The sequence below is a fragment of the Chryseobacterium soldanellicola genome (genome assembly GCF_900100115.1).
In the GTDB taxonomy this organism is placed as follows: Bacteria; Bacteroidota; Bacteroidia; order Flavobacteriales; family Weeksellaceae; genus Chryseobacterium; species Chryseobacterium soldanellicola.
On record NZ_FNKL01000001.1, the window covers coordinates 275,898 to 298,422 of the forward strand.

The 22,525-nt window shown below is 35.6% G+C and carries 20 protein-coding genes; 8 read left to right on the forward strand and 12 right to left on the reverse strand.

The genetic code is table 11. The features are described 5' to 3' along the window. Positions 1-24: 24 nt before the first annotated feature. The 8 genes from BLT04_RS01245 (at position 25) to BLT04_RS01280 (ending at position 5,634) form a co-directional block, all read left to right on the forward strand. Positions 25-453 carry a DUF4268 domain-containing protein gene (locus BLT04_RS01245; protein ID WP_089752895.1) on the forward strand — a complete coding sequence of 143 codons (429 nt, stop codon included), beginning with the start codon at positions 25-27 and terminating at the stop codon, positions 451-453. 2 nt (positions 454-455) lie between these two features. Next, entirely contained in the window at positions 456-767 is a 312-nt protein-coding gene (locus BLT04_RS01250) for a hypothetical protein (protein ID WP_089752898.1), read from the forward strand. A 59-nt stretch (positions 768-826) separates the two neighbouring features. After that, a complete protein-coding gene (locus tag BLT04_RS01255; RefSeq protein WP_089752899.1) occupies positions 827-1,396 on the forward strand; it encodes a Crp/Fnr family transcriptional regulator in 570 nt (189 codons plus the stop codon). A 76-nt stretch (positions 1,397-1,472) separates the two neighbouring features. Next, a complete protein-coding gene (locus BLT04_RS01260) occupies positions 1,473-2,210 on the forward strand; it encodes an SDR family oxidoreductase (protein WP_089752901.1) in 738 nt (245 codons plus the stop codon). A gap of 899 nt (positions 2,211-3,109) precedes the next feature. Beyond that, positions 3,110-3,949: an SDR family NAD(P)-dependent oxidoreductase gene (locus tag BLT04_RS01265; protein WP_089752903.1), complete on the forward strand. Its 840-nt coding sequence runs from the start codon at positions 3,110-3,112 to the stop codon at positions 3,947-3,949. A 175-nt stretch (positions 3,950-4,124) separates the two neighbouring features. Further along, positions 4,125-5,039: a helix-turn-helix domain-containing protein gene (locus BLT04_RS01270; RefSeq protein WP_089752905.1), complete on the forward strand. Its 915-nt coding sequence runs from the start codon at positions 4,125-4,127 to the stop codon at positions 5,037-5,039. Between the two features lie 50 nt (positions 5,040-5,089). Beyond that, complete coding sequence (locus tag BLT04_RS01275) at positions 5,090-5,326, forward strand: hypothetical protein (protein ID WP_089752907.1); 237 nt, start codon at positions 5,090-5,092, stop codon at positions 5,324-5,326. Beyond that, a complete protein-coding gene (locus BLT04_RS01280) occupies positions 5,317-5,634 on the forward strand; it encodes a type II toxin-antitoxin system RelE/ParE family toxin (protein ID WP_089752910.1) in 318 nt (105 codons plus the stop codon). Before BLT04_RS01275 ends, BLT04_RS01280 begins: the two co-directional genes overlap by 10 nt. 46 nt (positions 5,635-5,680) lie before the next feature. On the opposite strand, the gene gldG is transcribed toward BLT04_RS01280, so the two are convergent. The 12 genes from gldG to BLT04_RS01340 all read right to left on the reverse strand — a co-directional run bounded on the left by gldG (position 5,681) and on the right by BLT04_RS01340 (position 22,515). Further along, complete coding sequence (gldG, locus tag BLT04_RS01285; protein WP_089752912.1) at positions 5,681-7,348, reverse strand: gliding motility-associated ABC transporter substrate-binding protein GldG; 1,668 nt, start codon at positions 7,346-7,348, stop codon at positions 5,681-5,683. A gap of 4 nt (positions 7,349-7,352) precedes the next feature. Next, on the reverse strand, positions 7,353-8,081 hold the full coding sequence (locus tag BLT04_RS01290) for an ABC transporter permease (RefSeq protein WP_089754166.1): 729 nt from the start codon (positions 8,079-8,081) through the stop codon (positions 7,353-7,355). An 83-nt stretch (positions 8,082-8,164) separates the two neighbouring features. Next, positions 8,165-8,713 carry a CopD family protein gene (locus BLT04_RS01295; RefSeq protein WP_089752914.1) on the reverse strand — a complete coding sequence of 183 codons (549 nt, stop codon included), beginning with the start codon at positions 8,711-8,713 and terminating at the stop codon, positions 8,165-8,167. Between the two features lie 72 nt (positions 8,714-8,785). Beyond that, a complete protein-coding gene (locus BLT04_RS01300) occupies positions 8,786-9,319 on the reverse strand; it encodes a hypothetical protein (RefSeq protein ID WP_089752916.1) in 534 nt (177 codons plus the stop codon). A 21-nt stretch (positions 9,320-9,340) separates the two neighbouring features. Continuing rightward, positions 9,341-10,537 carry a glycine C-acetyltransferase gene (gene kbl, locus BLT04_RS01305; RefSeq protein ID WP_089752918.1) on the reverse strand — a complete coding sequence of 399 codons (1,197 nt, stop codon included), beginning with the start codon at positions 10,535-10,537 and terminating at the stop codon, positions 9,341-9,343. A gap of 197 nt (positions 10,538-10,734) precedes the next feature. Continuing rightward, entirely contained in the window at positions 10,735-12,663 is a 1,929-nt protein-coding gene (locus BLT04_RS01310) for a M1 family metallopeptidase (RefSeq protein WP_089752920.1), read from the reverse strand. 80 nt (positions 12,664-12,743) lie between these two features. Continuing rightward, complete coding sequence (gene dacB, locus BLT04_RS01315) at positions 12,744-14,216, reverse strand: D-alanyl-D-alanine carboxypeptidase/D-alanyl-D-alanine endopeptidase (RefSeq protein WP_089752922.1); 1,473 nt, start codon at positions 14,214-14,216, stop codon at positions 12,744-12,746. A gap of 159 nt (positions 14,217-14,375) precedes the next feature. Next, positions 14,376-16,823, reverse strand: coding sequence for a replication restart helicase PriA (priA, locus tag BLT04_RS01320; RefSeq protein ID WP_089752924.1), 2,448 nt, complete (start codon positions 16,821-16,823; stop codon positions 14,376-14,378). Positions 16,824-17,127: 304 nt separating this feature from the next. Beyond that, a complete protein-coding gene (locus BLT04_RS01325; RefSeq protein ID WP_089752926.1) occupies positions 17,128-18,036 on the reverse strand; it encodes an AEC family transporter in 909 nt (302 codons plus the stop codon). Between the two features lie 112 nt (positions 18,037-18,148). Then, positions 18,149-20,629 (reverse strand): beta-mannosidase, encoded by a 2,481-nt coding sequence (locus BLT04_RS01330; protein ID WP_089752928.1) that lies wholly within the window; start codon positions 20,627-20,629, stop codon positions 18,149-18,151. Between the two features lie 172 nt (positions 20,630-20,801). Beyond that, entirely contained in the window at positions 20,802-21,464 is a 663-nt protein-coding gene (locus tag BLT04_RS01335) for a copper homeostasis protein CutC (RefSeq protein ID WP_089752930.1), read from the reverse strand. 58 nt (positions 21,465-21,522) lie between these two features. Then, a complete protein-coding gene (locus BLT04_RS01340; RefSeq protein WP_089752931.1) occupies positions 21,523-22,515 on the reverse strand; it encodes an isoaspartyl peptidase/L-asparaginase family protein in 993 nt (330 codons plus the stop codon). Between the last annotated feature and the right edge of the window lie 10 nt (positions 22,516-22,525).

Here is a 22,525-nt window from a genome sequence, read left to right on the forward strand (position 1 = left end):
CTCTTAATTGATTAAGTTTGTCCCATGTTCAGTAAACAGGAAGCGCAACAATTAAAAAAAGAGTTTTGGACGGCCTTTGGAAAGTCTTTCCCAAGAAAATGGCTATTATATGATACCAAAGTCAAGGATTTTTCATTTAAATTTAATGCTGATAACAAAAAAGCGGAAGTTTCTTTAGATATAGAAATGAAGGATGAAGTTTTCCGAAATGCATATTATGAGAAGATCTGGTCTCTGGAAGATATTCTGAAAGATTTTATCGGAGACTTTCAGAAAGAAGAATATTTTACCCTGGAAAACGGAAAAATTATCGCTAAAATCTGGGTTGAAAAACATGGCGTTTCTATTTTTAATAAAAATACCTGGCAGGAGATTTTCGAGTTTTTTGTTGAGAAAATGGATGGTTTTGAAAGGTTTTATTATGAGTATGAGGATTTTATAAAGGATGTTTAATTATGAAAATCAGATATTGTTGGCGTTGTAAAATGGATGTTCCTATGCTTGATGAGGAAGAAGGGAACATTGCATCACAATTATATACAGAAGGTTTTCAGGAAATTAAGAAAACTAAAAAGCATACTGTGGAAAATTTCAAAAAACTCCTCGATTATTATAAAGATTTAACTGGTTTTGAAGAAACAAATCCTAATGCAATTATGCACCATTTTATTGATATGTATGGTCCCAATTGCGAAAATTGCGGGAAACCATATAGAACGAAAACAGCGACTTTCTGTCCGAAATGTGGAAATAAAAGAAAATTTTAACAGATCACTTTTTACCAAATGGCAAATGCCACCACACTTACATTCATTAACTTGCATTCATGAAAGAATTATTTGATTTTATATTAAGGTTTGGAAATCTCAATCAACAACAGATAGATTTTATTGCAAGCAAGGCTCAGGAAATTGACCTTCCGAAGGATCAATATTTTTCTGAAGCCGGAAAAATTGCAAAGCAGGTCGGATTCATTGTAGATGGAATTCTCCGGGTTTGCTATTACAATAATCAGGGTGAAGAAATCACAAAATATTTCATTGAAGAAAATAATCTGGTTGTAGATCTGGAAAGTTTTGATAATCAAATCTGTTCGAGCGCTTATGTTCAGGCTGTTACAGATTGTAAGCTCATCGCTTTTCAAAGAAAAGACTGGCTGGAGCTTTTACAAACGATTGTTGGATTTGATGCGATTGTACATAAAATTATTTCAAGAGCGCTGATGCAAAAAGTAGAAAGAAGAAGCCCGCTCGTTTCGGAAGATGCGACGACACGGTATTTAAAATTTTTAGAGATCTATCCTACTGTTGTCAATCGGATTCCGCTTTCGTATATTGCTTCGTATTTGGGCGTTACACAGTCTTCTTTAAGCAGAATCAGAAAAAATATCCGTTAAATTTCTCTTTTTGCCAAATGGCAAATGGTTTCTTGTTTAATTGGCGGAATTTTACATCATCAATTAAAACAAAGAAATGAAAACAGTATTAATTACAGGGGCCAACAGAAGCATTGGGCTTGAAACAGCAAAACAACTTTCAGAAAAAGGATTATTCGTTTACCTCGGAAGCCGCAACCTTGAAAACGGTGAACAAGTCGTAAAGGAATTAACCGAAAAGGGCTTTCAGAATATTAAAGCGGTAGAAATAGATGTTACCAATCCGGATTCAATTTCAGCAGCTAAAAGTAGTATTGAAAACGAGCAGGGAAAACTGGATATTCTCATCAACAATGCCGGAATTCTGGGAGTAATCCCTCAAACGACAACTGAAACTCCGGTTAAAGACATTCAAGATGTTTTTGACACCAACTTCTTTGGTGTAATTCGCGTTACTCAGGCTTTTTTAGATTTGCTTAAAAAATCGGACAGCCCGAGAATCAGCAATATCACTTCCGGGCTTGGTTCATTAACATTACACAGCGATCCGAACTGGAAATATTACCATGTAAAAAACGCGGCGTACGGACCGTCAAAATCCGCTTTAAATGCTTACACAATCGCTTTAGCGTATGAATTACGAGAAATGCCGTTTAAAGTAAACGTTATTGATCCAGGTTATACGGCAACGGATTTCAATGCGCACAGCGGTCCGGGTTCCGTAGAAAGTGCCGCTTCTTTTATCATTAAGCATACTTTGACTGACGACAGTGCACCGTCCGGACAATATTATAGCAATGATATTGAGGATGAAACGGGAATTAGTCCGTGGTAAGATGGTGAATTGTTAATTGGTAATTGTGAATTCTGTCATTTGTAAATTGGGCATTTTATTACCAGTATCTTTTTTCAATTACTAAACCTTATAGGTTTTAAAAATCTATAAGGTTTGATCACTACAATTTTCCACATCGTTTGTTTTCTCTTATTGATCCAGGCTCGAATCTTTCCAGATTAATTTAAAATTTTGCTTAGATCCCTACGGGAAGACAAATGGTGTGGTTATTTGACTATTTAAATAAATGACTGCAACCCTAGCCCCGATTGAAGCTTTGTTTGAGCTCATTTTCGGGGTATTTTTTTCGGCTGCGGCGGCAAAGCCGCCGCAGCCGAAAAAAATATCCCCAAAATAGCGAGTGCGGAAAGCGGGAAAAAGCTCCAAATAAAAATTAAAAACAACTGTTCGATGTAATCAAATTGCTCCTTAAAATAAAAATTTACAATTCGACGAAGTCAAAAAGCTCCAAATAAAAATTAAAAACAACTTTTCGATGTAATCAAATTGCTCTTTAAAAAACAAAAAACGATAATCCAGAGCTTCAGAAGCTCTCAACTACTGTCAATTTTTGCCGGCGGAACATCAGAAAGTCTCAAACTATATTAATTCTTTCCGCCGGAACTTCCGACAGAGCAAACCTATTTCGATTTTCTTCGTCGGACATTCAGAAAGTGTCAATCTGTTTGGATTTTCATTGTCGGAACTTCCGACAGCTCAAAACAATGTAAGCTCGAGTTGTCGGAAGTTCAGACAGGAGAAAAGTTTTTATACGATCTGAAAACCAGACAAAATTTTAAATTCACGATTCGATTACATCATTCGTTGATTGGGCTACTTTTACGATTCGGCATCTTCCCATCTTTGTACCATCATTAACAACAATAAAATATTTAAAAATGGAAACAAAAAAAGTATGGTTCGTAACAGGAGCCTCAAAAGGTTTAGGATTAGCTTTAATTAAAAAATTATTAGAACAAAATTACCGCGTAGCCGCGACAACCAGAGATGTACAGGCTTTAATCTCTGAAATTGGAGAAGCATCGGACGTATTTTTACCGCTTGAAGTAAGCTTAACGGATAATGAAAATGTAAAATCTGCCATTGCAAAAACAGTTGAACATTTCGGACAATTGGATATCGTGGTGAACAATGCCGGTTACGGTCAGCTCGGTACATTGGAAGAACTTTCTGACAAAGAGGCAAGAGCCAATTTTGATGTCAACGTTTTCGGAACGCTGAATGTGATCAGAAACGCAATGCCTTACCTTCGTGGGCAAAAATCAGGACATATTTTCAATATTTCTTCCATTGGAGGTTATTCGGGAAATTTTCCGGGATGGGGAATTTATTGTTCCACAAAGTTTGCTGTGGCAGGCTTGACAGAAGCTTTGGCAGAAGAAGCTAAAGATTTCGGAGTAAAAGCAACCGTTGTTTATCCGGGATATTTCAGAACCGATTTCTTGTCGAAAGAGTCTGTAAGAACACCCGAAAACTCGATTCCGGAATATGAAGCGGCAAGAAATTCTGAGCAGGCCCATCTTGATGAAATTAACGGAAACCAGCCCAACGATCCTGAAAAAGGCGCTGAAGCAATTATTACGATCAGTGAAGCGCAAAATCCGCCCGTACATTTCTTATTGGGAAGCGGTGCATCAGAGTTTTTAGACACTAAAATAGCTACGATTAAAGGAGATGCCGATAAGTGGGAAAGCCTTACGTTATCGACTGTGATTTAATTTTTAAAAAGCTTTAGAGATCCTTCGACAGGCTCAGGATGACATTCTGCTAATACTAACCGTTTAATCTAGACGCAAAGTTTTACACGTGTCATCCTGAGCCTGTCGAAGGATCTCAGTCTAAAATATTTTTACATCCAAAATTAATTTCAAAATAATTAATAACTTAGTCATTATGAAACAGACATTTCGTTTTAATTCTATTTCTGAATTTCATGCTTTCTGTAGTCTTCCGAATCCTGAGCATCCGTTGGTCAGTCTGATAGATTACAGCAAAGTACGATATCCTGTAGACGACAGCGAATTGAAATGGATCCAGAATTTCTATTCGATCGGCTTGAAAAGAAATGTGAATGCTAAGTTCAATTATGGACAGCAGGAGTATGATTTTGATTCCGGGGTATTGTGTTTTGTTTCTCCGCTTCAGTTTTTGAGCCTTGAAATGAAGCCCGGTGTTGAAGTGGAACCAACCGGATATTTACTGCTGATTCACCCCGATTTCCTTTGGGGAACTTCTTTAATTAAAAAAATAAAATCTTACGAATTTTTCAGCTATCAGATCAATGAAGCTCTTTTTCTTTCGGATAAGGAAGAGAAAATAATCGTTGACCTCTTTAAAAATATTGAAAAAGAATATCAGACGAATATCGATAAATTCACCCAGGAACTGATTGTTGCCCAACTGGAACTGTTCCTGATTTATGCCGAACGTTTTTACGAGCGTCAGTTTTTTACGCGAAAAAAATCAAGTCACGAATTGCTGGCAAGATTTGAAGAAGTTCTTTCCCAATATTTTGAAAACGGAAATCTCATCGAAAACGGTATTCCTTCCGTGAAAACCATTGCTGAACAGATGAATATTTCACCCAATTATTTGGGAAGTCTGCTTCGTATTCATACCCAACAAAATACGCAGCAGCATATTCAAAATAAAATCATTGACACCGCAAAAGAACGCCTGAGTACAACTAATCTCTCCGTAAGTGAAATTGCTTATGAATTGGGATTTGAGCATCCGCAGTCTTTTAGTAAGTTGTTTAAACAAAAGGTGAAGCAGTCGCCGGGGGAGTTTAGGAGGTTGTTTAATTGAGATCCTTTCTTTAAAAATTAATTTGTAATTTTGATTCAAATACATCAGTCGTGGATATTCAAACCAGAAAATTAAATTTAATAACCTATCTTGCTCAACTTCAGGACGAAAGTTTCTTTGAGAAAATTGAGGAATATATTTTATCAAAATTAGATAAAGAAGATCATACTAAACCGTTTTCAGTTGAAGAACTAAATAAACGAATTGATCAATCATTAGAAGATTCTAAAAATGACAAAGTTATTGAGTCGAATGATTTACTTTCTGAAATTAAGCAATGGCAGTAAAGATATTCTGGACAGATTTTGCAAAAGAGCAATTAAGGAACATCTTTGATTATTATAAATTAAAAGCGAGTCCTAGAATTGCTAAAAATCTTGTTATCGGAATTGTTGAAAAGACAAATACTCTGGATTTTCAACAAGAAATAGGACAAAAGGAAGAATTGCTTTTATCAAGAAAAGAAAATTTCAGATACTTGATTTACAAAAACTATAAAATCATTTATTGGTTTAACGAAGAAAAGAACCAAATTGAAATTAGTGATGTTTTTGATGCAAGACAAAACCCTGTTAAAATTCAAGAAAGACAATAACTTAAATAACAAAAAAAGAGAAGCTCACACTTCTCTTTTTCTATTTCTATCCAAACTTCCTCTTCCTCAACCAGAAGAACAATCCTCCCAAAATACCAATAATGGCTAAAGGAAGCAGCAAATTAAACCATTGCCAGTAATTTCGTTCTTCACCAATCAGGTATCGGTCGAGAAGTCTTTCTTCGATATTACGGTTTCTTAATTCCATCAGATTGCTGTCATCCAAAAGATAATCTAAAGCATTTTTTAAGAACTGTTCGTTTCCGAAACGTTCCTGTGTAAGGACATCCATTCCCAGAGGTAACGGTTTTCCTTTTACGACTTTATTTCTTCCGACGTCTCCGTCTGCGATGACGATCATTTTATTTTCAGGACTTGAAGCTTTAAAGCCTGGATACGATTTTCTTTCAATTCTTGAAGCGTAAGCCGAAGTAAATTTCCCTTGTAAGGCAACCGCAAAAATCTTAGGCGTGCTTGGTTTTTCCATTTGTCCGAGACTGTCGACGCTGTTGATTTCCTCTAGGCTGACATAATTCGGAACCTGCTTCAGCAATGTTCTTTCGCTAGATTCAAAGAGAACATTGGTCTTAATATTTTTTCTTCCCAGCGTATCAATCGAAGTCGGAAATTCAAATTTAACAGGATTAATATTTTTCGTTATCGGATTATCATTTTCTGCAATTCCTAAAGGAAAATAAGGCCACGGCTGTGTAGAATATTGTGCATTTCCGGCAACTTCCCCTGCGACAAACTTTAATTTAGCAAATTTCTTTACATCTTTTACCAAAGCCGGATTTATTCTTAATCCATAATTGAAAAAGAAGTCTGTCATATTAAGATCTACGGGGAAAGGCATCAGTTTTTCTGATCTCATCAAAGTATCCATCTCGGCGTTTACTGCATCGATCATCCAAAGCGTTTTCCCTCCATTCATGATGTATTGATCCAAGATCACTTTTTCCTGATCTGTAAATGCTTTTCTCGGTTTTGCAATCACCAAAGCGCTCATCTGTTTCAGCAATGGAACATCAGCCAGACTTAATTCTTTCTGATTTTTAGGAATAATGGGTCCCGCATTGTAATTTTCCAGGGCAAGGCTCATGAATCCCTGAAATTCTCCCGGACTTAATTCATCCTGATTGACCAATACACCAACTTTTTTGAAGCTTTCATTGGTTGCAATTTTAAGCCTGGAAACTAAATTATATTCTAAATTTTCAATAGATTTATTAAGCAATTCAGCATTATCGGCATAATTTTGTTCTACGATAAGTGGTACGGTGACTTTATTTTTTCCGTTTTTAATAAGAGCATAAGGATAAATTTCTATTTGTGATGTTTTACCGCTTTTTCGATCGTCCAGCACAGAAGGGAATATTCCTCTTGCCAATAAAGTGTCTTTCGGAATTTTTGATTCAATAGGATTAACAAACTGAAAATCAACATTTGGATTTACTTTTCTGAAGTTTTCCAGCATGAATTTCGTTTCACTCTGAAGCTGCTTAAAATCTGCAGGAAAATCTCCCTCCAAATAAACATCGATCATAAAAGGTTTTTTAACCGATTCCAATACCTTAATTGTGCTATCGGAAAGGGTATATCTTTTTTCTTTTGTTAAATCTAATCTGATTCCCAAAACGGCAAGAATGATGGCCAATGGCAAAATAACATACAGTAAAATTCCGAATGGCGATTTGAATGGTATCTTCTTCATAATTCTACTTCTTTTTATTGATAAAATGGTTGGACAAAATTAACGTAACACCGATGATAAAAACAAAATAAGCGACATCTTTAAAGTCGATAAGACCTCTCGTAAAGCCCATAAAATGTTGATAAAAACCAATATTCTGCAAAATAAAATCTACACCGCCTAATAATTTATAGCTTGCTAATTGTTCGATCCCAAAATACATAATGAAACACATGAAAACGCCCAACAGATAAGCCATAATTTGGTTTTGAGAAAGCGAAGAAGCTAAAATCCCGACGCCCGAAAAAGCAGCGATCAGAATAATCAATCCGAAATAACTTCCGAATGTCATTCCCATATCGATATTTCCTGCCGGAACGCCCAAAACATAGACTGTATAAAGGTAAATCAGTGACGGAATCAGGCATAAAATCCCAACGGTCCAAACTGATAAAAATTTTCCGAGAATCAAATCTGAAACTTTCAACGGTTGTGAAAAAAGCCAGTTTAATGTTCCGGTCTGCTGTTCTTCCGCAAAAGTTTTCATAGATAATGCCGGAATAATGAACATCAACAACCAGGGAACCAAAACGAAATAACTCTGTAAAGAAGCCATTCCGATATCAAAAATGTTGGAATCATTCTCGAAAAAAAATAAAAACAATGTCGTTATCAGGCTGAAAGCTGCGATGATAATCCACGCGCTCCAGTTCCCGAAATAACTCCAAAGTTCTTTTTTAAAAATTGCAATCATAGTTTTTAAATTTGCAGTAAGCAATATGCTATAAGCAGTAGGCAAAAGTTTATCGCTTACTGCCTTTAGCCTAAAGCAATTATTTATTTTTTCTTGTTTTTATTAACCAGCTTAACGGTCATCATGATCAAAAATACCAAAACGAAAAATCCTGTGATTAACTGCCACCAGTATTCAATAACTCCATTTTTCAGAATCACTGTAAAGACGACCAAAAACAGAATAAAAGTTGCAATTTCGTTCGCCTGTCTTAATTTTATATTGGCAGTTTCAAGGGTATTTCCCTTAAGTTCTTTTAATTGTAAAACTTTTTTCCAGCACCAGTAATGATAAATTGCCAGTCCGACCAGAAAAGTTAATTTTAAATGAAACCAAGGTGTTTTCATTAAGCCTGAATTCATGAAAATCATTATTATTCCGCACACCGCCATGATAATTCCGGCGGGAACAGTAATGATATTCCAAAGTCTGCGAGCCATAAACGCATATTGTTCTCTTAAAATCTTCTTCTTTTCCTCTGCAAATTCATCGGTATCTTTATAGTAAACAAAAATCCTCACGAGATAAAAAATTCCCGCAAAATAACTTACCATGAAGATAATATGTAAAGCTTTTATTATCGTGTAAAGCATTTATCAACCTTTTTGAATATTATGATTTCAAATTTTTTATCCTAATATCTAGATTTAAAAATCATCTTTAAATTATTGGGCCACTGAAGTCTCCATAATTGATTGATCAGGTTTCAGCTGAATTCTTTTTGCACCCAAATTGGTGTAATATTTTTCCAGCTTATTTAAATGATCGTCGCTTGTTTCCTGACCTTTTATCTGATAACCATAATCGCTCCAGATGCGTATATAAAACACATCTTTTACTAAAACCCGGTAATTTGACTGCTCAAAATTCTTGGTAAGATAATTATCTAAGTCTTTTTTAGAATTAAATTGATAGACAAAAACGCCTCCGTCATGCAATTCATCTTTAGGATTATCATAAATAAAACTATAGATTTTTTTAACTTTAGACGCAATTTCTTTATTGGCAATTTTGGAAATAACATCAGGATTATCCGTTACAAATGGCATGTGGGTAATGCCGATATTTTTCATTTCCTGATTTACTTTTACAGGTTGCATTCCCTGCAGCGTAACATTTTTAAGATCAAAATCCATAATGTTTTGTGCAAAAAAACTTTGAAAACAAACAAAACCAATGATCAGCAATATTTTTTTCATAAACCTGATTTTTATATTTAATTAAGAAATTACTCCAAGCTCCTTTCCTACTTTTTCAAAAGCAACAATTGCCTTATCCAAATGCGCTCTTGTGTGAGCCGCGGAAAGCTGAACTCTGATTCTCGCTTTTCCTTTCGGCACAACCGGATAGAAGAATCCGATCACGTAAATCCCTTCATCCATCAGCTTTTCAGCCATTTTCTGAGCTAAAGGTGCGTCGTACAGCATTACCGGAACGATCGCAGCATCACCATCAGGAATATCAAAACCTTTAGCCTTCATTTCTGCTCTGAAATATTCTGCGTTTTCCATTACCTGGTCACGAAGCGAAGTGTCATCTGAGATCATATCCAACACTTTTAAAGCTGCACCCACGATTCCCGGAGCCAAAGAATTGGAGAATAAATACGGTCTTGAACGCTGTCTCAACATATCGATAATCTCTTTTTTACCGGAAGTAAATCCTCCCAAAGCACCACCAAGGGCCTTTCCTAGCGTAGAAGTAATGATGTCTACTCTACCCATCACTTCGTTGGCCTCGTGTGTTCCACGGCCTGTTTTTCCAATGAAACCAGTTGCGTGAGAGTCATCAACCATCACCAAAGCATCATATTTATCCGCTAAATCGCAAACTCCTTTCAAATCTGCAACGATGCCGTCCATTGAGAAAACTCCGTCTGTCACAATAATTTTGAAACGGTGATTTTTTTCAGAAGCTGCAATTAACTGAGCTTCCAAATCCGCCATATTATTGTTTTTGTAACGGTATCTTGCTGCTTTACAAAGACGTACACCGTCGATGATTGAAGCATGATTTAATTCATCCGAAATAATTGCATCTTCTTCCGTGAACAAAGGTTCAAAAACACCTCCGTTGGCGTCAAAACAAGCGGCGTAAAGAATAGTATCTTCAAGACCTAAAAATTCAGCAATTTTTTTTTCCAACTGCTTGTGAATATCCTGAGTTCCGCAGATAAAACGAACGGAAGACATTCCGTAACCATGAGATTCAATCATGTCCTGAGAAGCCTTCATCACCTCCGGATTGTTTGATAATCCCAGATAATTGTTGGCACAGAAGTTCAACAGCTTTTTTCCGTTGGCTTCTATTTCCGCACTTTGCTGAGAAGTAATGATTCTTTCTCTTTTGTAAAGTCCGTCATTATCAATATTTTGTAGTTCGTTCTGTAAATTTTCAAGATACTTTTTAGAGATCATTTTAGATAATTTTTTGGATGCGCTAATTTAATAAAAACGCTGTAAACTATTCGCTTTTATGATGGTTTATTATAAAATTTTGATTTATATCTATAATTTCAGCACATTATCCTTTCTGGCAATGTGAATGATGATTTTTTTCAAGAAGAATATATTCAAAATAAAAAAGCCTCCAAAAATGAAAGCTTTATAATTATTTAATGTTTGAGAAATTTGATATTCTTATCCTTAATTGAAAAAACGTAGGTTCCGGGAATCAACTCTGAAATATTGATCGGTTTTCCAGGCCGGTATTTTTCTTTTCGGACTAATTTTCCGTCACTGAAATAAATCGTAAATTCAGTTTCCTTTTTTATTCCTTTCAGATACAATTCATTTCTGGCAGGATTTGGATATAAAGTGAATTCTTCAAGATTTAAATCTGCCACAGACAAAGTATTATCCTGTGTTACGGTAGAATTTTTTTCCAGCATCTGATATTCATAATTAAATTCAACACTTGCTACCGGAAAAGGAACAGTTTCTGTGAAATACTGATTATTTGTCGTATTATTTAATGCAAAATAAGCAACCTGACCGCCTGTTCCGTTCACTTTTATGGGCAAAGGCATTTCAAAGAAGCTTACTGTCGGGCTGCTTTGAGTCTGTGAAGCCTTGAATGCAATTTGATTACCTACCTGCTTCCATCTGATATCATAAGTCGGATAACCTTCTCCATATACCCAATCATTGAAAAATTCTGTAAAATCTTTTCCTGTAGACTGTAATAAAGACGCGCTTAAATCCGTACTTTTTGCGTAATTATACGCCAGATTCGGTCTTGAATGATATTCTTTAATGGCCTGATAAAAAGCCGTATCGCCTAGCACCCATTTAATCATTCTTACAATATATCCACCTTTAGAATAAGACAATCTTCCGCTGAAAATAGCTCCGATATTGCCTAAATTGCTATCTGCCACATAAGTGGTGCCTCCTGGAGAACTTGTGATATAGTTTTTTTCATTTAATAAGTAAGTCATGAATTGTGCGTTACTCATTAAAAGTTTTTCATTAGCCAGGTGTTCTCCAAATGTTGCAAACCCTTCATTCAGCCAAATGTCATTCCAGGCACCACAGGTTACTTTGTCTCCAAACCATTGATGTGCAAGCTCATGAGCGATAACCGGTCTTCCCCAGGCACTCATTGACGACATCGTTTGATGCTCCATGCAAACTCCGCCATAATTAAATTCCATGTGGCCGTACTTTTCATTTCTAAACGGATAAGGGCCGAAATAGGTTTCAAAAGTATTCATAATCTGCTTGGTCCATTCAATATCAGACATTGCAGAAGCATTGTTGATCGTTGACGGATAAAGATAATTCACAAAAGGGAAAGGTGGATTTCCCATCGTATCATTGAGCTTGACAAAATTTGTAACTGAAAGAGCAACCAAATATGCCGCTGTTGGATACATTGTTCTCCAGAAAGTCAGTTTTTGGCCACCCGGAAGAGCTGTTTCAGACATAAATTTCCCGTTTGCAGCAACACTATACTGTGAAGGCGTTGTAATTTTAAAATCAAATTGATCGATCTTATCATTCATACTTTGCTTCGTCGGAAACCAGTCTTGTGCTCCGTAAGGTTCACTTAAAGTAGAAACAATTGCTGTTCCGCTCTGTGAGCCCGTTGAAAAAGCATCATTATCTAACGCAGGTGGCCCTGAATAAGTTATCGTTAAAGAATCCAGGACATTTGCTGGAAGAGGTGACTGAAAATCAATCTTCACCTCTTTTGTCGGAAGCTGTTGAAAAACCAATGTATTCCCGTGATACTGAACCTGAGAAACCGTTAAAGTATTAGCCAGATCAAAATAAATGCTGCTCATACTCTGTGTCGGCTTAAAATGAGAAGTCACCGAGCCTGAGATATTATAAACAGACGGATCCAAAGTGACATCCATTCTCTGATACTGCAGATCATAGTTTAAAGTATTGGGATTGAGGTTGTAAGCAGTCATTTTATTGGCAAAAGATTGCGCTTCCTTTGCGATCATCATTCCTTTTTTCTCAATATTTTCATTTTGAGCATGAAAGGAATGAAATATAAAAACACTTACAACGAGAAAGTATAGTTTTTTCATAATAACATATTATAATCAAAGATAAAAAAAACCTTCTAATCATTGATTAAAAGGTTGTTATAATAATAAAATAAATATTTTTAAAGATCTAATGCCGGCTCTAGAATTTTTTCCATTCTTTTCTTCACCATATCAACAGATCCTGCATAATTATTAACCATTAATGAAAAAACTAAAGTTTTCCCTGAGTTAGTTTTTAGGTATCCTGCCAAGGCTTTAACTTTATTTAACGTTCCTGTCTTCGCAAAAACCTGTCCGTTTCCTGTTCCTACAAACATTCTCTTCAATGTTCCAGATTGTCCGCCAACCGGTAATGAGTTTAAATAAGTCTTATAATATTTTTCATCCATTAAAGATGTTAAAAATTTTGCCTGAGAAATCGGTGTAACATTATTACTTCTTGAAAGCCCGCTTCCATCCATATAATTTAAACCAATCATATCAAAACCTTCATCCTTTAAGTGACTGGTAACCACTGCTCTTCCTGATTCAGAAGTCTGATCACCCAATTTCTGGAAACCAACTGTTTTTAACAATGCTTCGGCTAAAGAATTGTCACTATGCTGGTTTGTATAGAAAATAATATCACCCAACGTAGGAGATTTATAGGAAGAAACCAACTTCCTGCTTTCCAAAGCATTGTCTGTCATTTTAGGCATTACTTTTCCTGTAATTGACAATCCGCTTTTGATCATTGTTGCTCTTAAAGTATTTGCTAAAAAGGCAGGCGCATCGGGAATTTTTGTTGTTAAAATTCCGTCACCTTCGTACTTTTCAGCATACACCATTTGGCTGTTGTAAGGCGAAACGTAGAAATATTTCTTTTCTGCAGAGAAAGTGCTTCCTTTTTTTACGATCAGCTTTTCGTTGGCAGGATTGATCTCACGGGTAGTACCAACCGGCAAATAGTAATTATTGTTTTCTAGCCACACAACATTTTCCGGAAGTCTTGAAATATTACCTTTGAAAAGCGCTGTCTGAATAATAATATCACCATTTACCTTTTTGATTCCCTCGCGAGAAAGTCCGCCGATGAAGTCTGAAACGATATCCCTGTAAGACCAGGCTCCAGCTTTATTTGTCCCTAAAGATGGGTCGCCGCTGCCTATTACATAAAGATTTCCGTTCAAAACACCGTTTTCATCTACACTTCCTGAATACTCCAGCTGGGTCATCCAACGATAATTTTCCCCTAACAGATTCATTGCCGTTTCGGTGGTTAATAATTTCGTTGTAGAAGCCGGAACCAAAGGAGTGTTTTCATTGTACGAGGAAATTACTTTCTTCGTTTTCGGGTCATACACTACGAATCCCCAGGTTGCATTTTTCAGCACAGGGTCGGTCATCATTGTGTTTACATTGATATCTACCAGTTCTTTGGGCGACAAAATAGCTTTTTCTACCGCCGAAGTAATCGGGGAAGGTAAGTTTAAACTACTTTTTTGATTGTCATAAGCCTGAGAATAAAGAACGGTAGAAACGGTAGATTGGGCAAGGATAAAACCAGTGGCCAACACCGTAATACCTGAAATATATTTTCTGAAATTTACCATCTATTTTGTATTTACTTATATTTTTGATCCGTTAAAAATCAATTAGTTAAATCGATAATTAAAAGACCAAACATATAATCAACGTTCAAAAGTAGAAATTATTGCTATAAGTTGGTTACTTCCGATATAATAAAGTGCTATAAAGTTTGTTAAAAATTGTTAAATATCCACAAAAACGTCTTTTTTAATGCTTTGATAGGCAGTGATTTCTTCAAATTCTTTTAGACTTATCAAAACGAGCTTCTTGAATTCCTCATACTTTTTTCCTCGTGGAAGCTTCAGCATGATCTGAAATTGATACAAATTATTCAACCTTGCAATCTGAGATTTTTCCGGACCCAAAACACAATCTTCTGGCAAATATTTCCGTAAAACCGAACCTAAAAACTGTGACGCACGGTTTACTTTATCTTCACGCCTGTGCTTCATTTCGATCATGATTAATTTTGTAAAAGGCGGATAATGAAATTTTTGGCGTTCCTTCAAGAAATATTCATAGATTTTTGAGACTTCATTCATTTTAATTAACTGGAAAACAGAATGTCCCGGATTAAAAGTCTGAATCACAACTTTTCCATTTCCGGAAACCCTTCCCGCTCTTCCGGAAACCTGAGTGATAAGCTGATAAGCCCTTTCTTCCGCCCTGAAATCCTGGACATATAACATAGAATCTGCTTTTGGTATCGCAACCAATTCGATATGGTCAAAATCCAATCCTTTGGAAATCATCTGAGTCCCTACAATAATATCCGTTTCGCGGTCTTCAATTTTTTCGTATAATTTTTCGTAGGCAAATTTTTTCCGCATCGAATCCACATCCATTCTATCTACTTCATTATCAGGAAATATTTTAGAGACTTCTTCGTGAATCTGCTCTACGCCTACTCCTCTTTCATTCAGATTTTCGGAATGGCATTTCGGACAGGTTTTTGGCTTTGAAGCCCGTTGACCGCAATAATGGCATTTCATTTCATTGGCAGCTTTGTGATAGGTCAGAACGACGTCACAATTGGAGCAATAATTGACGTAGCCACAGGTTTCACATTCCACGACATTGGCATAACCACGGCGGTTGTGGAGAATTATAGTTTGATTTTTCTCGTCTAAATTTTTCTTAATTTCTTCAATTAATTTTAATGAAAAATTTCCGGAAATTTTCTTGGAATCCTGAGCCTCTTTAAAATCAATCAGTTCAAATTCAGGAAGTTTCACATTTCCGAACCTTTCATTCAGGAAAACATATCTCAATTTATCCTTTTGGGCTAAATAATAGCTTTCCACAGAAGGGGTTGCAGAACCTAAAATCACTTTTGCATCATAGAAATTTGCAAAGACCAATGCAGAATCTTTTGCATTAAAATAAGGTGAAACTTCTCTCGGTTTGTAAGCAGAATCGTGCTCTTCATCAACAATAATCAACCCTAAATTCTGATAAGGCAAAAATAAAGCATTCCGCGTTCCGATCAGGATTTGAATATCATTTTGCTTGATTCTTCGCCAAACTTCAACACGTTCAAAATCAGTTAATTTCTGATGATAAAAACCAAGCTGGCGGCCGTATTTTTTTTCTAATCTTTGGGTAATTTGTTTGGTTAAAGAAATTTCGGGAAGTAAAAACAGTACATTTTTCCCTTCATTAATGCATTCTTCAATTTTATCTAAATACAAATGCGTTTTCCCTGAAGAAGTTACCCCGTGAAGCAGCACATTTTTGCCTTCATTAAAAGCTTCGTCAATCTCAATTTTCGACTGCTTCTGAGGCTCGGAAAGGTCTTCTATTTCTTCTGTTTCACCGTTATAACTTTCAATCCTGTCTTTCTGAATATAATATTCTTCAATCAATTCTTTATCTAAAAGTGGCTTAAAATGCGACTGTGCAAAATGACCTTCTGCAAAAACATCCGATTTTTTTATAAAATTCTCCGGATTATCAGATTGTCTGGATAAAATAGATAAGAAAAGCTCTTTCTGCTTTGGAGCTTTATCCAGTTTTGAAAGGATTATCGTAAGATTCTCATTGCTTAAAAGCTTCTCATTAATTTTAACGTAAGCAACTTCTTTTGCTTTATATTTTTCCGTTATTTTTTCATCAATTTCAATGTATTGAAGATCAATCAGTGAATTGATGGTTTTGATAATATCTTTTTTAGGAATAAATGCTTCAATATCCGTCAAATTGATTAATTGGCGTACTTCCAGAGCCTGAACCATGTACATTTCATTGACATCCAGGATCTCAAAATCAATAACCGCGTTTGGCTTTAATTTTAAATAGGTTTCACTTTCCAGCTTTAAAGAAGACGGAAAAGCAAAACGGTAAATTTCGCCCAAATTACACAGATAATATTCTGAAAGCCAGTTCCAAAAATGAATCTGCTCACTCGGAAGGATCGGCTGATCGTCCAAAATACTAATTACTTCTTTTACAACGAAATTTTCAGGCGTCTGATTATGGATTTCAAAAACAATTCCGGTATAAATTTTCTTCCCGCCAAAAGGTACCAAAACGCGCATTCCTGCTTGAATAACAGACACAATCTCATCAGGAATTCTGTACGTGAAAGTTCCTCGTAAATTTAACGGTAAAACAATTTGAGCGTATGGCAAGGGAAATATTTAAAGTGTAAAATTAGATCTTTCTTTAGAGAATTGCAATATTTTGTTTAGTCCATTGCGAGGAATGACAAAAGCTGAAAATAATGACTTCAGTCCTAGCCCGGATTGCAACGACATCCTTTTTGGTTGCGGGCGGAGCGAAGCGGAGCCCGTAACCAAAAAGATATAGTAGAAAGCCGGAAAAAGCTTCAAATAAAAAATAAAATAGCTTTTCGATGTAATCAAATTGCTCCTGAAAATAATTCGTGATAAATTGGTAATAATAGATTTCTGATTTTGAATGACAAATCTATATTCAGAAAAAGAATTCAATAATTTTATACCAGACCGCCGAAGTAAAAAGTCCAATAATGATGCTGAATCCGATGGTTAAATTTGTAAGTTTCGTATTCAATCTGAATTGTTCTGCAATGATGCTCGAAGTAAGAACGGCCGGCATTGCAGATTCAAAAATGGTGATTTTTGCAATGTTTCCCTTTATTCCAAGCAATAAAGCCAGCCCTAATGTGATAGCAGGCGCTACAATTAATTTATACAACATTGAAACCGACATTTGAGGGATCAATTTTTTCCAGCCATTGAATTTTAACTGTAATCCGACTGAAAATAAAGCTAATGGACTGACTGTCGCTGCCAGTTTATCAAAAAATGGTTCTGCTGAAGTGAAATCCATGAACTGAGATAAAATCAATGCCGCAATACAACCAATAAGCGGCGGAAAAGTGATTAATCTTTTTAAAATAAATCCTGCACTTATTGTTCCTGATTTGCTTCCTCCTTTTAAAGCGGCAATAATTCCTAATGTTGAAAGCGAAAAAAACATAGTCTGATCACAAATGATGGCAATACTTAAAAAACTTTCGCCATAAAATGCAGCAACCAGCGGAAAACCGACAAATGAAGTATTACTATAACCGCTCACCAGCTCCAGCGTACTTCTCGACCGTCTTGAATATCCCTTGCTTCTGCTGTAAAACATCATGAAGAAAAAACAGAAAACGGACGTCAAAAAAGTAGCGATAATCGGGAAAAACATTTCTGTCGTCCAATGAACTTTCGGTAAATATTTAAATGAAACCGCAGGAAGCGCCAAGTAAAGAATCCATGTATTGATGCCTTTGTGAGCTTCGGGATGGATCGATTTTGTCGCTCTCAGAATCATTCCGGCCAAAATACAGACTGCTATCAGAACAAAATTTACCATATGCGAGAAATAAGAGTCAAATTTACGCCGATTTTCCAGTTGAGAATAAAAACTGATATTTTTTACATAGTTTTTACTGCTTCAAATAAGGAAAATTAAAATGTTAAACATATTAATTCATTGTATCCCAAAGACTCATCACCTCAACTTTTTCCAAAGGTTTTGAAAGTCTAATTCTTTTTGATGTTTTTGGAAGCAGATCAAAGAAATTGTCACTGAAATGAGTATCCCCCATTAAATAAACATCTTTTGCTAAAACGTCTGTGGAAATTTCAATTTCTGTCGGAGAAATTTTCTTGATTTTGATATTAGGCTTTGGAAGCTTTAAATCTTTCGGTTGTACAAAAAAATGATTGTTTTGAGCGATAATTTTGTTATTTGCCTCTTTTAAAGTTAATCGTAAAAAGACTTCATCTTTATTTGAATTAGAAAGTAAATTTTTAATTTCAATTGGTTCAAATTTTACAATTTCTTCTAAATTTTTTCCGCTTGAAACCATTTTTTTATTTAAAATTTCACCATTAAATTTTATAATCTGAATTTCCAAATTAACATTTTTAAAATCTTTCAACTCATCATTAATGGCGTAAAAATTCAGAATTCCATCTTTTTCTTCTGTCAAAATCACTTGATTTTCAAAACTTCTTTTAATCTGATAATGCAGCGCTTTCCAGTTTCCCAAATAATCAATCGAAGACCATGAAACCACTGGCCAGCAATCATTTAACTGCCAATATAAAGTTCCCATATTGTAAGGTTTTGCTCGGCGGTGGGCTTCAATCGCAATCTGCATTCCGCGGGCTTGCAACAATTGAGAGACATAATTATATTTCACAAAATCTGTCGGAACATTATAATCACGTTTTATATAAGAATTGATGATTTCCCAGCCTCTTCCGTGTTTTTCGTGAGCTTTTATGGTTCCGTTTTCTAAGTTTAAGTCCGGATTTCCTGAAAACATTGATTTCGTAGTTTCCAATGTTGGCATTCCCTGAAAACCGTATTCAGAAGCAAATCTCGGGATTTTTTCATTAAAAATTTCAAACGGCTGCTCTCCCCACCAAACGCCCCAATAATGGGAATCTCCTTCTGTCAGGCTTTCTTTGTGTCCCCAACCAATTGATGGCGAACTTGGCCAGTACATATTTTTATCAGCCGTCAGATTTTCTTTTAACGTATTGGGAATCAATTCATGGAAAACTTTTTTATAATCTTTCCAAACCTGCAGAGAATCTTCTTTTGAATATTTGAGCTGCTTTTGATAACCCCAGTTGACAATCGCTTCATCCACTTCATTATTTCCGCACCACAAAGCAATTGACGCATGATTTTGAAGTCGGTTGACCTGATCTTTTACCTCTTCTTTTACATTGTTTAAAAATGCTTCATCGGATGGATAAAAACTACCCGCAAACATAAAATCTTGCCAAACCAAAATTCCGTTTTCGTCACAGGCTTTGTAAAATTCATCGTCTTCGTAAATTCCGCCGCCCCAGACACGAATCATATTTATATTCGCTTCTTTGGAATCTTTAATCAATTTTTGATATTTTTCTTTCGTAATTCTTGGTGAAAAACTGTCAGATGGAATCCAGTTTGTACCTTTTGCATACATTGGATTTCCATTGACTTTAAAATAAAAAGATTTTCCTTTTGCATCTTTTTCCTGAATTAATTCAATTGTTCTTAAACCAATTCTTTCAATTTTATCATCTATAATTTTTGAATCTTTTTGCAAAGAAATTTTTATATCATACAAATTCGGATCGCCCCAACCATTTGGCTGCCAAAGCTTTGGATTATTAATTGTAAAAGGAATCTCAATTGTGTTTTCCCCTTTTTTTAATTGGAAGCTTTTTGATTGATTGTTAATGGAAACAGCATATTTGCCTTCTTTTTCAGCAATGATCTCGGTATGAATACTTAATTCCGCTTTTTGTTTCGTTAAGCTTTTTTGTTCAATTTTTATATTTTCAAGTTTGGCATTATTCCAGAAACTCAGTTTTAAATCTTTCCATATTCCGGCTGTAACCAGTCTCGGTCCCCAATCCCATCCGAATTGATATTGCGCTTTTCTCACAAAACTTCTTGGAGATTCAGGCATTGTAAAAGGAACTTTTTTTGCCAGTTCTTTTCCGACATTTACGGCAGATTTAAATTTAACCTGTAAAATATTTTCACCAGGTTTCAAATTTTGCTTAACCGGAATTTCCCATTTTCTGAACATATTATCTGTTTTTCTCAACAGTTTTCCGTTCAGATAAATTTCTGAAAACGTATCCAATCCATTAAAAATCAAATCAATATTTTGATTTTCTAATTCTTTTGGTGAAATTGTAAATGAAGTTTGATAATCCCAGTCTTCATTTTCTATCCATTGCACTTTCTTTTCATTCTCATCTTTGTAAGGATCGGGAATAATTTTATGGTCCATCAAATCCAAATGAACCGTTCCCGGGACCGAGGCGGTCATCCAAGAATTTTCTTTTGCATTTTTGAACTGCCATTTTTCAGAAGATAAATTTCGTTCTGAAAACTGCGCAAATAGTATATTCTGAATGAAAAGGAAAGCAAAAAGGATAGTTTTGTTCATTAATTATTGTATTTAAATAGCGTTACGTTTGTCATTCTGACGAAGGAAGAATCTCTACACATATAAATAAACCACTAAGTTTTAAGTTAAGCTTTTAAGAATATTAAGTTGAGATTCTTCACTCCACTTTGTTGCGTTCTGAATGACAAACAAACCGTTTTTTTAAGAAAAATTATTTACTCTTCAAAGCAACAACCTCATCTGCATTCGCAAAAGAACCACCATCCGTAATCGCAGAAGAATGGAAATATCCAGCTTTTGTAACCTCTCTAATTTCTTTAATATTTTTTGAACGAAGCCCGCCGCCAACAAGAATTTCGATTCTTCCGTTGGATAATTCCACTAGTTTTTTAAGGTTTTCTTTACCTTCAGAAACGTTTGACTTTTGACCTGAAGTAAGAATGGTTTTAAAGCCACATTCAATTACTTTTTCTAAAGAATTTTCCAAATCTTTCGCTCTGTCAAAAGCTCGATGAAAAGTACACGGAAGAGGATTTGCCAATTCAACTAATTCTTTATTTTGCCCCATATTTACCTCATCATTTTCATCTAAAATTCCGAAAACAAAACCGTCAACATTTAATGATCTTAACTGAATTAAATCCAATTTCATCTGCTCAAATTCAGCATCAGAATACGTAAAATCTCCACCACGAGGACGAATCATAATGAAAATCGGGATGTTTATTTTCTCTCTAAGTTGTTTTGCGATTTCAAAGCTTGGCGTTGTTCCGCCTTCGCTTAATCCGTCGCATAATTCTATTCTGTCTGCTCCGCTTTCAAAAGCAATGATTGCTGATTCGGGGTTGAAGCAGGCTATTTCTATTTTTGACATTTGGGTTTAGGGTTTAGGGTTTAGGGTTTAGCAAAATTAATTTCTAATTTCTAACTAATTATTTTAAAGCAAATTCCGGTTTTTCCAAGCGGTTTCCTTTTTGGTCATAAACGGCATAATTAAATCCGTCCTGAATACAATACGAACCATACTCACCCTTTTTATTCAGAGCAATAAAACCAACCTGAATATCTTTTAAATTCTTATTTCTTCTCTTAGTAATCTGTACAATTCTTTCAACTGCTTCTTTACAAGCCTGTTGCGGACTTTTACCTTGTCGCATCAATTCAACCACAAGATGAGTTCCTACCATTCTGATCACTTCTTCACCATGACCTGTTGCCGTTGCTGCACCTATCTCATTATCAACAAATAAACCTGCTCCGATAATTGGAGAATCGCCTACTCTGCCGTGCATTTTAAAAGCCATTCCGCTGGTTGTACAAGCTCCGGAAAGATTTCCTTGCGCATCCAAAGCGATCATTCCGATTGTATCGTGATTTTCAATGTTGACGATAGGTTGGTATTTGCTGTCTTTTAACCATTCTTTCCACTCTTTTTCAGATTCGGCAGTCAGAATACTTTCTTTCTTAAAACCTTGAGAAACTGCAAATTGCAAAGCTCCATCGCCCACTAACATTACGTGTGGTGTTTTTTCCATCACGGCTCTTGCCACAGAAATCGGATTTTTAATGTTTTCAAGACAGGCAACCGAGCCGATATTATAATTTTCATCCATAATACAGGCATCCAACGTCACTCTTCCGTCTCTGTCGGGGCGTCCGCCATATCCAACGCTTCTTTCTGTCGGATCATTTTCAACCAAACGAACACCTTTCTCCACGGCATCCAATGCTCTTCCGTTTTTTCCTAAAATCGTCCAGGCTTCTTCATTTGCCTTTAACCCGAAATTCCATGTGGAAATGACGATCGGTTTGTTGACAATTTTATTATTTTCAGGTAAGTCTTTAGCAATTAAATCCAACGGATTCAACAATAATGCTGAAGATGCCAATGCGGTGTTTTTTAGAAATTTTCTGCGTGAGTTCATTGTTTTTTAA